Below are 9,654 nucleotides of genomic sequence, written 5' to 3'. Positions count from 1 at the left end.
CAGTTCGGCACCGGTGACCGAGGGGCGGCGGGCCAGCGCGGCCGAGGCCGACAGCCCGGTGGCCGCCATCAGCCCGAGCGCCCCACCGATGCCCAGCGCCCGGCGCCTGGTCATGCCGTGGGTATGGTCGGCTCGGTCGTCGTAGGGCTCACGCATGGCCGGCCGCCGGATGACCAGGCTGCTCCACGGTCTGCACCGGCCCACGCGGGGGCTGCGGCCGGCGCGGCAGGGGCCGGCGCCATACGGCGATGAACAGCACGACGAGGGCGGCGACGCTCATCACCCCCAACGGGAGGTGCAACCACAGCGCGCCGTCCATCCCGGCCAGGTACTGCACGGTCTCGGCCGCCACCACGGCCGACGTGGCGAAGAACGGCCAGGCTAGACGCAGCCGAACCCAAACCATGATCGCCACGATGACCTGCACCAAGCCGATTGCGGTAACCACGTCGGCGCCGACCGCATGCCAGCTCAAGCCGTCGTAGTCACCGCTCAGATACACCCCGGCGAACACCGGCTGACCGACGACCGCCACCGTGTGCGCGCTGACGACGGCCCGCAGGACCTGCCCTGAGAGCATCGTGCGCGAGGTCTCAGGCACGGCGCGGAACGGGTCAGTGGCCATGAGCGTACTTCTCGCTCTGTGCCTCGGCGCGACCGTAGACCGCGTCCAGCAGGTCGCGGGCGAAGCGGTCCGGATCGTCCAGGCCCGCGGCCGCCAGGGTGTGAGGGCCGCCGGCGAGCAGGTGCGGGATCGCGGCTTGCATGGCAAGGGTGACGGCGGCGGCGCGCTCCTGTGTGACCGGTAGCCCGGCGGCCCCCTGCGCCTCCTCGAAGACGGTGAGGTCGGCCGCCGCGATGTCGTCCAGGATGGCGGCCAGCCAGGGCGCGCGGGCCGCCTCCGCATGGAGTTCGAGGTAGGCGAGCAGCCGCTGCCGGCCAGGGCCCGCGGCGTCGGCCAGCAGCGCGCCCATCATCGCCACGAGCGTCGCCCGGTCGGTGATCGCCGGTCTGGGGAGATCGCGGTAGAGCTCGACGCACCGCTCGGCGATCGCCTGCAGCAGGGACTGCCTGGTCGGGAAGTAGTTCTTGGTGGTGCCGGGGGGCACACCCGCGGCAGCGTCCACCGCACGGTGCGTCAGCCCGCGTCCGCCCTGCTCGGCCAGCACCTCGATGGCCGCGTCCCGTAGCCGGTCTCGCCGGTCTCGATTCGCCATGAATACAAGACTACCTCAAGTGTGGTACCACAAGTATGGTGTTTTCGGGAGGCGGCTGTGGCGGGTGCGTCCGGCGGCGGGCCAGCGCGGTGATCGGGCAGAAGAGCCTGCTGGCACGTACGCGTGCTGGAGCGGTACGGCACGGCCTCGGGGGTCCACCAGGCAGGTCTCATGGCCCATGCGGAGCAGCAAAGCGCAGGTCTGCCGGCGGCCAGGCGCGCGTAGGTGCCGCCGTTACGCAGGTGAGCCAGGACGAGCAGCTCGTGTCGGGCCGGGTCTGACCGCCGCCCCCGGCAGCTGCGTTCGCCCGCTGGGTGCGGATGGGTTCGGCCAGGCGGACGACTACACCGTCGTGGCCTCGCTCCGGGATCAGGGGTCCATGACCAGACGTCGGCGCGCGGTACGGACGCCGCGGGGATGGTTCCAGCCGATCGCGGCGGTGACGGTGTCCCCACTCTCCGCGAGGGCGACGAAGCGCCCGGCGGCTGCGTCGCCCTCGATCAACCGGATGCGGCTGTCAGGAGCGATGACGCCGTGGACCTGGATCTTCGTGTCGTACTGATCGGTCCAGAAGTACGGAGTCGGGGTGTAGGGGCGATCGGCCCGCAGGATGTTGGCGGCAACGGTGATCGCCTGTTCTGTGGCGTTGGTGCGGTTCTCCAGGCGGGTGCTCGCCCCGGTGACGGGGTGGCGCCAGCGGGCCACGTCGCCGACCGCGTAGACGTCGGGCGCGGCGCGGCAGTATGCGTCGCATTCGATGCCGTCGCTCAGCGTCAGTCCGCTGCCGGCCAGCCAGCCGGTGGCCGGGACGGAGCCGACGGCTATGACCGCCAGATCTGTGGGGACGACCTCGCCGTCGGCCAACTCGACCGCGCCGATGCGCCCGTTCACGCTGTTGAAGCCGCACACACCGGCTCCCATGCGCAGGTGAACGCCACGTCGTTGGTGCATCGCCGCGATGCGGGCGCCGAGTTCCCCGCCGATCTGGCGGGCCATGGGCACGGACAGAGGATCGATCAGCGTCACCTGACGGCCGAGGGAGCGGGCTGCGGCGGCGATCTCGCAGCCGAGCACGCCCGCGCCGATGATCACGACCCGCCGCGCCGTGGGCAGCTCCCGGCGCAGCGCGAGGGCGTCGTCCACGGTTCGCAGCGTGTGTATGCCGGCTATAGCCGGCTGGGACGGCAGCGGGCGTGGGGCCAGGCCGGTGGCGATCACGAGGGTGTCGTAGCGCAGGTGGCGCCCGTCATCGAGGCACACCGTACGGGCCTCGAGGTCGAGCTGTTCGGCTCGGCGGCCGAGGTACAACTCGACGTCGAGGTCGTCCAACTGCTCGCGGTCGCGAAGCAGAGCCCGTTCGATCGGCCACCTGCCGGTGAGGATCTCCTTGGACAGCGGTGGCCGGTCGTAGGGCAGATGCGGTTCGTCGCCGACCAACCGGATGTGCCCGCCGTAGCCCTTCCGGCGCAGCGCCTCCACCACGGTGAGACCGCCGACAGAAGCGCCGACGACCAGGACACCGTTCACCGATCCTCCTTCAGCCGGATGGCCGCGGCGGGGCAGATCATGACGGCCTCGCGGACGGCCTCGTGGTGGCCAGCGGGCGGATCGGCGTCGAGCAGCACCACGATGCCGTCCTCGTCGCGCTGGTCGAAGACCTCCGGCGCGGCCATGACGCATAGGCCGCCAGCGGTGCACTTGTCCTGGTCGACGATTACTTCCATGTCGGCCTCCTCGGTGTCGGTTCGGTTTGTGGAACGCTGTCGGAGCCGCGCGGCAGCCCAACGAGGGCGACGACGATTCCGCAGCGCGCGACGGCGGCGGCGATCCACAGCAGGTGGGGCATTCCGCGCACGAACGCAAGCCGTACGTGCTCCAGCAGGTGGGGGGTGAGCCGCGACGCCCGGCGAGGTGAACGCCGGCGGACACGGTCGCGGGCCGCGGCGGCATCCAGTTGCGTGTAGTCCGGCACTGGCGAGGTTGAGCCGGCTCTGGAGAGAGAGGGATATCGGTGCTCTGAGCTCGAGTGGTCAGGGCGCCGGTTCGTCGGCGCGGGGTGGCTCGAAGAAGTCATGCGGTGAGGGTGGGGGCAGGGTGACCGGTGATGGGCGCAGTCCGTCGATGAGCAGCGCGAGGTAGCGCCTGCGGTCCTCGCCCTGGGAATCTCCCGGGTGCACCGTGGCCAGGTTCATGACGGTGATCACGGTCAGATCGCGAGGAAGCAGTTCCGGTCGCACCACGCCGGCGTCGATGGCCCGGCGCAGCATGGGTTCGAGGGCCTGCATGAACAGCTGCGTGCTCTCGTTCGCGAACGTCACGAACTCGTGGGCGAGTGAGATGATGACCCGCCGCCGGGCGAGTACCTCGGTGACGGCCTCGAGCATCCCGGTGAGGTCCTGCCACGGGTCGTCGGTGTGTACCGCTGTAATGGGCTGGAGCTCGGTGGTGAGGACATGGTCGAAGACGGCCCGGACGAGTTGGTCACGCGAGCGGAAGCGGCGGTAGACCGTCATCACGCTCACGTTCGCGCGTGCGGCGATCTCCTCGAGCGTCGCCTGTGGCCCGATCTCCTCGAACGTCAGGACCGCGGCGCCGACGATGCGCTCATGGTTGCGGGCCGCGTCGGCTCTCACCAGGTCACCCGTAGCGAGTTCAACCCGTAGACGGTGCTGAAGACCCGGAAGTCGGCCTGCTCGTCCGCGAGTGTGAGGTTGGGGAAGCGTCGCAGTAGGGCAGGGAAGGCGATGCGCATCTCCATGCGTGCCAGCGGCGCGCCGAGACAGTGGTGCACGCCGTGGCCGAAGGCGATGTGTCCGGGGGCGCCCCGGGTGATGTCGAGGGTGTCGGGGTTCTCGATGTGGCCACCGTCGCGGTTGGCGGCGGGAAGCGAAAGGAGCACCAGCGATCCTGCGGGGATGACGTGGCCGGCGATCTCCACATCCGTCGTGGTCGTGCGCGGTGACGGCGAGTGCACGATGGACAGCCAGCGCAGCAGTTCCTCGATGGCGGGCTCGGCCCGCGTCGGATCCTCGCGGATCAGGGCGAGTTGGTCCGGGTGTCGCAGCAGGGCCAAGGTGCCCAGGCCGAGCATGTTCGAGGTCGTCTCGTGCCCGGCGAGCAGCAGCAGGGCCGCGATGCCGTTGAGCTCGTCGGTGCTCAGATCGTCGCCGTGCTCGCGCACCAGCATGCCCAGCATGTCCTCACCCGGATCGGCCTGTGCGCGGGCGACCAGGCCGGCCATGTAAGCGCGGTTCTCCCGCAGTGCCGCGGTCTGTTCCTCGACCGGCAACGAGATGTCCAACAGCCGCACGGAACGTTCCTGGAACTCGGCGCGGTCGGCGTACGGCACTCCCAGCAACTCGCAGATCACCAGCGACGGCACCGGCAACGCGAAGTGCGACACCAGGTCGGCCGGCTTGCCGGCCCGTTCCAGATCGTCCAGCGCCGCCTCGACGATCTCCACGATGCGCGGCTCGAGCCGGCGCATCCGCCGGATGGTGAACTCCGGGGTGAGCATCCGCCGCAACCGGGTGTGCTCCGGCGGGTCGAACGCGAGCAGAAACCCGGCCCGCAGCTTGTCCTGCTCTTCCTGGCTCATCTCACCGGCCGCGGCGAACGGTGTCATGGCGTTGCTGAACCGGGTCGGATCCGAAAGCACCTCGCGCACATCCCCGTGCCGGAGGACCAGGTACGCGGGCTGGCCGAACGGCGTCACCACCTGCACCACACCCTCACCGTCCCGAGCCCGGGCCAGTTCCTCGACCGGGTCGAGTCCGTCCCGCCGCATCTCCAGCGACAACTCCGGCGCCTCCGTCATCCCGCATCCCCTTCCATGATCAGATCGTTTGGGCCCAACGTAGCAGATAAGTGAAAGACGGCCTAACACTTAGAGGCTGCGTAGATCGAGGGCTGAGCCGGCCTGGTGTGAGGAGCAGGCACGGGCTTGCTGATCAGGATGTTGCCGACGCTTCCCTGATGACCGACTCGTCGACCCGCCATCCGCTGATCCCCTTGTCACGGTCGTTCACCGACGCGGGCATGGGTGTGACACAAGCGCTTCGCGGTGCTGTTCATCAAGGACGGCGTGTTGCGGATGCCGCGCATCGGCGTCGAGTTCGTCGGCAGGGAGCAGATCCGCGCCGCTGTCGAGCGGCTGTTGCTGGCCAACAGGTTGTTGACGCCTGGTAGGCGGTCCGCTCAACGCGATATCAGGTCGGCGATGTCGGTGCCGGCTCGGAGTAGCGCTTCTGATTGGCTCGCGACTGTTCGGAGTCGGTTCTGGAGCGCGGCGCGGACATCGTCAGTGTCGCTGATCCTCCGGAGGGACTTCATCACCGCTTGTACTGCGGGAATGCGGTAGCCGCCAGCGCGTAGCGCAGCAACGATTCGCGCTTCCCGGATCGCTGCGAGCGGGTAGTGCCGCACGTTGAGCCCCGCGGTGCGCTCAGGGGTGACGAGGCCCTGTTGTTCCCAGAAGCGGAGCGTGGAGGCGCGCACGCCGATCGCGTTCGCCAGCTCCGAGATGCTCATCGAATCGGCGGGCGTGGGCGCCGCGTCACGGGAGTCCTCCTCGACGATGCCGTCGAGCGCCTGGAGGGCTGCGATGCTGTCGTCGCGGGACCGAGCCAGTGCGACGTGAAGTGCGACGATACTGGCGATCGCTTGGTCATACGGCAGGGTCTGTGCTTCTCGCATCGTGCTGCGAGCCACGACCGGGCCGACGGCGATCGCGAGATTGCGGTAGGCGCGCAAGGCTGTGACGTGCTCGGAACCAAAACGACGGTACCCATTGGATTGCCGGATGGCGGGAGGTATGACGGCGAGGCGTTCGAGGTCGCGAATCTGTTGGACGGAATAGCCGGTGGCTGCGGCCAGACTGCTCGTCGTGTACGCCTGGGCCGCGGACACGATGGTCGCTTCCACGATCCCAACCCTCCATAAGCACTTCAAGTTCACACTTGAACCATGACTATGGAACAGATTCTCACAGAGATCAGAAGCTACGTCGGTGTGCTGGAGCTCGCACCCCGATCAGGAAGCGAGCACCCCGAGATCTCCTGGGGGGACTTCTTCTTCTACTACGCCCCAGATGGCGAGGTCCCGCGGAACAGGCAGCCCTACGCGACGATCGTCACGAAGGACTACCCGGATGACGTCGAATCGCGCCTCGATGCGCCCGACCGGTGGCGCCTGAACATCCACGTCGGGTCACAGCTGTTCACCGACCTCCTCGGATACCCGCCCGAGTCGATCGAGGAATCGACTGTAGACTTCAGCGAGACGGACACGTTCCTCCCACACCCGCTCTACGGCGCATACGGCTGGGTCGCGGTAGTGAACCCGGGCTCGCGCACCACGACTCGCGCGTTGGCGGCTCTCCACGAAGCTCACCTCGCCGATCAGCGCCGCGTCGAGCGCCGCCAGGCTCGGGGCGGCGCCGGCCCCGCCCACGACTAATGAGCCCGGCTGCCACGCGGCCCGCGCGGTCGCCGCGAACACGGCACACATCGCGATGAAACCACAGTGACCACCGCCGCGAACCCCGGCCAGGCCGGGGTTCCGCAGGGTGTTGCCCATGCCGAGTTCCCGGGCGGTGACATCCACCTTCGCCCCCGGACATCGCATCGGCTTATCGTGCCCTGCAGCAGACCGCGTCTTCGAACAGTTTCGAGCGTCCGCCTGTGTCAGGAGGTCTTCTGCGGCGGGGTGAGCAGACGGTCGAGCAGGAGGTGGAGGTACCTGCGGAAGTCGATGCGGGCTTGCTGATCATCGGGGCCGAGGCGGTTGCCCTCGTCGTCGAGTACGTCGCCGCAGCAGAAGCCTTCGACGCACCAGATCATCGTCCAGAGGACATACCTGAAGTCGGGGGCGTCGTCGATGTGTCCGGCCTCGAGGGCGGGCTGGATGCTCTTGTGGATCTGGGCGTGCAGCGGCCAGACGTAGCGACGCTCGAGGTCGGTGATGTCCTGGGCGTCGAAGAGGCTGCGGTGCGCCCAGAGTGCGGGGATTTGCGGGTTGGACAGGCAGAAGTCCAGATAGTCGTCGGCCAGCGCGTGGATCATCTTGGGGGCGTCGGCGGGGGACAGCGGAGCGAACCGGGCCATGACCGCCTCGATCGCGGCGCGATCAGCCTCGTGGGCACGCTCCATGATGGTGAGGTAGAGGTCCCGCTTGCTCCCCAGCAGGGAGGTCACCGCGGCGACGTCGAATCCAGCGGCCTCCGCTATCTGCTGAAGGGAAGTCCCGTCATATCCGAGAGCCGCGAACATGCGGGTCGCGATCTGCAGGATCGTCTCGCGCTGTTCGTCGGCAGCAGAGGTCATGAATCGGACGGTATGGACGAAATCCGGCATGGTCAACCATTTGGCAGGCAAGGGCAGGCCATCTGTCGGCCCGTTCGTTGAGCATCGGCAACAGCCCAGCGAAGCGAGCGCATTCGTGACGGCGAGATACGCCAAACGAAGGAGCGCGACCGATCAACATGCCGCATTGGCGAATCCACCCCAGCCTGGCGAGGCGCCTCACGACCAGACGGAACTTGCGGAATCAAACACCCACTCAGGGAAAATGCCGCCATTCTTTCCTGTTTCTGCCTTCCGATATGTGGTGATCTGCTACGGTCGCACGCTCCAATAGAAGATCGACTGGAGAGTGGAGCATCGTGCGAAAAAGAGCCTCCTGGTTGGCCGCCCTCCTGGCAATGGCGACGGTTTTACCGGTCTCGACGGCTGGCGCGGACACCGAGGTCATCACGACGCAAACCATCACCTGGACGCCTTGTGAGGAGGAGCCCGCCGCCGAGTGCGGCAAACTGAGCGTGCCCATCGACTGGTCGAAGCCGGACGGGGCGAAGGTCGACATCGCCGTCGCGCGGCGAAAGGCCACGGATGCGGCCGCGCGAATCGGTTCGCTGGTGATCAACCCCGGCGGTCCGGGCGGGTCCGGGGTGGAGGCTGTGTACGGCGCCCCAGGGTCCTACACCGAGGAACTGCAGCGACGGTTCGACATCGTCGGGTTCGACCCTCGGGGCGTGGGGCGCAGCAACCCGGTGATCTGCTCGGCGTCGGTGTACAACCGGATGCCGCACACCGTCATGAGAAGCCAGGCCGACTTCGACGCCTGGAACGCGTTCACCAAGGAGCTGCACGCCGACTGCCGCGCTCGTACCGGCCCGCTGTACGACCACGTCGACTCCGTCGACGTCGCCCGTGACCTGGACGCGCTGCGCGCCGCCCTGGGTGAGAAGAAGCTCACCTACTACGGCATCTCGTACGGCACGCTGATCGGCCAGATGTACGCCGAGCTGTTCCCCGACCGCGTCCGGGCCCTCGGGCTCGACAGCAACATGGACCACAGCCTCGGTGTCGCGGGCTTCCTGGCCACCGAGGCGATGGCCATCGAGGACGCCTTCGACCAGTTCGTCGGCTGGTGCGAACAGGACACCAGTTGCGTCCTGCATGGACGTGACATCCGTGCGATCTGGAAGGACCTGCGGGAGAAGGCGCGGCGCGGTGAGCTGAAGTACCCGAGCACGGGCCAGACGATGACCGAGTTGCAGGTCATCTACAACGCCGCGCTGGGCACCGAGGGGCCGGCCTGGCGGCTGCTGAGCGAGGTGATCAACTGGTTGAACGGTGGGCCGCCGCCGGAGTGGGTGCCCCCGCTGTCCGGCCGGCAGCCCGTGGAGGGTGACGTCGCGCACCTGCCGACCGCGGTGCTCTGCCAGGACTACAACCTCCAGATGCGGAGCTACTCGGAGTACGCCGCACTCATGCGCGTCTCCAACCAGCTCGCGCCCGACACGCGGTACCACCCGTATCCGATCGACGATCTGCCGATCTGCATGAATTACCCGACCACCAACACGCCGCACGCGCTGCGCTACACGGGCGATGCCCCGCTGCTGCTCGGGAATTCCCTGCACGACCCCGCCACCCCGTGGATATGGTCCGCCAACGCGGCCCGTCAGCTCGGGTCCAAGGCGGTGCTGCTCACGTACGAGGGCTGGGGGCACCGTATCTACGGCAAGGACAAGTGCCAGACGGACATTTTCGACGAGTACTTGATCTCGCTGAAGGTGCCGCCGCACGGCACGCGCTGCGCCGTGGGCACGGCTGAGGAGAGCGTGCTCAGGCAGCAGGCACCGTCCCAGACGTGGCCGACCGGCTCGAACCACTGGGCGGCCGGCCCGGTCGCGGCCTGGCCCCTCTCCTGACTCCAGAGGCGGACCTGCGCCCGGGCGGTTCATCCGGGTGAGATTCGTGCGGCCATCGAGTGGGTGTCGTTGAACCACGGCGAGTCCGGTGGTTCAACGACACCCTGGACGAGGGTGTCGGTCACTACAACGGCCAGCGACCTCCCCAGGCGCGAGGGCAACGACCACCCGATCAAGACGCACAGGTGGTGGCGCCTATGGCAGACCGGATCGAACGCCGCG

11 protein-coding genes and 1 pseudogene are annotated in these 9,654 nt (G+C 68.2%); 2 read left to right on the top strand and 10 right to left on the bottom strand.

The features are described from left to right. Nucleotides 1-148: 148 nt before the first annotated feature. The 8 genes and pseudogenes from ABFX50_RS48515 to ABFX50_RS48480 all read right to left on the bottom strand — a co-directional run bounded on the left by ABFX50_RS48515 (nt 149) and on the right by ABFX50_RS48480 (nt 6,140). A complete protein-coding gene (locus tag ABFX50_RS48515) occupies nt 149-625 on the bottom strand; it encodes a hypothetical protein (protein WP_346157578.1) in 477 nt (158 codons plus the stop codon). Next, entirely contained in the window at nt 615-1,217 is a 603-nt protein-coding gene (locus tag ABFX50_RS48510; RefSeq protein WP_346157576.1) for a TetR/AcrR family transcriptional regulator, read from the bottom strand. Before ABFX50_RS48510 ends, ABFX50_RS48515 begins: the two co-directional genes overlap by 11 nt. A 176-nt stretch (nt 1,218-1,393) precedes the next feature. Continuing rightward, nucleotides 1,394-1,522 (bottom strand): annotated as a pseudogene (locus ABFX50_RS48505) (IS5/IS1182 family transposase); the annotation flags it as partial. Between the two features lie 64 nt (nt 1,523-1,586). Beyond that, a complete protein-coding gene (locus tag ABFX50_RS48500) occupies nt 1,587-2,744 on the bottom strand; it encodes an NAD(P)/FAD-dependent oxidoreductase (protein WP_346157573.1) in 1,158 nt (385 codons plus the stop codon). Continuing rightward, nucleotides 2,741-2,941, bottom strand: coding sequence for a ferredoxin (locus ABFX50_RS48495; protein WP_346157571.1), 201 nt, complete (start codon nt 2,939-2,941; stop codon nt 2,741-2,743). Before ABFX50_RS48495 ends, ABFX50_RS48500 begins: the two co-directional genes overlap by 4 nt. Before the next feature lie 306 nt (nt 2,942-3,247). Next, nucleotides 3,248-3,850 carry a TetR/AcrR family transcriptional regulator gene (locus ABFX50_RS48490; protein WP_346157568.1) on the bottom strand — a complete coding sequence of 201 codons (603 nt, stop codon included), beginning with the start codon at nt 3,848-3,850 and terminating at the stop codon, nt 3,248-3,250. Then, nucleotides 3,847-5,034, bottom strand: a complete 1,188-nt coding sequence (locus ABFX50_RS48485) for a cytochrome P450 (RefSeq protein WP_346157565.1) — start codon at nt 5,032-5,034, stop codon at nt 3,847-3,849. The genes ABFX50_RS48490 and ABFX50_RS48485 overlap by 4 nt, the downstream gene beginning before the upstream one ends. Nucleotides 5,035-5,414: 380 nt before the next feature. Further along, nucleotides 5,415-6,140, bottom strand: coding sequence for a MerR family transcriptional regulator (locus ABFX50_RS48480; protein ID WP_346157563.1), 726 nt, complete (start codon nt 6,138-6,140; stop codon nt 5,415-5,417). A gap of 42 nt (nt 6,141-6,182) precedes the next feature. Here ABFX50_RS48480 and ABFX50_RS48475 point away from each other — a divergent pair, with 42 nt between their 5' ends. Continuing rightward, on the top strand, nt 6,183-6,674 hold the full coding sequence (locus tag ABFX50_RS48475; RefSeq protein ID WP_346157561.1) for a DUF6194 family protein: 492 nt from the start codon (nt 6,183-6,185) through the stop codon (nt 6,672-6,674). 227 nt (nt 6,675-6,901) lie between these two features. On the opposite strand, the gene ABFX50_RS48470 is transcribed toward ABFX50_RS48475, so the two are convergent. Together ABFX50_RS48470 and ABFX50_RS48465 are read right to left on the bottom strand one after the other, a co-directional pair. Further along, entirely contained in the window at nt 6,902-7,540 is a 639-nt protein-coding gene (locus ABFX50_RS48470; protein WP_346157559.1) for a TetR/AcrR family transcriptional regulator, read from the bottom strand. 235 nt (nt 7,541-7,775) lie between these two features. Continuing rightward, a complete protein-coding gene (locus tag ABFX50_RS48465) occupies nt 7,776-8,138 on the bottom strand; it encodes a hypothetical protein (protein ID WP_346157556.1) in 363 nt (120 codons plus the stop codon). 34 nt (nt 8,139-8,172) lie between these two features. Between ABFX50_RS48465 and ABFX50_RS48460 the strand changes: the two genes are divergently transcribed. Then, nucleotides 8,173-9,432 carry an alpha/beta fold hydrolase gene (locus ABFX50_RS48460; RefSeq protein ID WP_346157553.1) on the top strand — a complete coding sequence of 420 codons (1,260 nt, stop codon included), beginning with the start codon at nt 8,173-8,175 and terminating at the stop codon, nt 9,430-9,432. The last annotated feature ends 222 nt before the right edge of the window (nt 9,433-9,654 follow it).

Source organism: Nonomuraea recticatena (assembly GCF_039533245.1).
GTDB classification, from domain to species: Bacteria; Actinomycetota; Actinomycetes; order Streptosporangiales; family Streptosporangiaceae; genus Nonomuraea; species Nonomuraea roseola.
The sequence above is the reverse complement of the archived record's forward strand: the minus strand, read 5'-3'. Positions and strand labels throughout refer to the sequence as shown.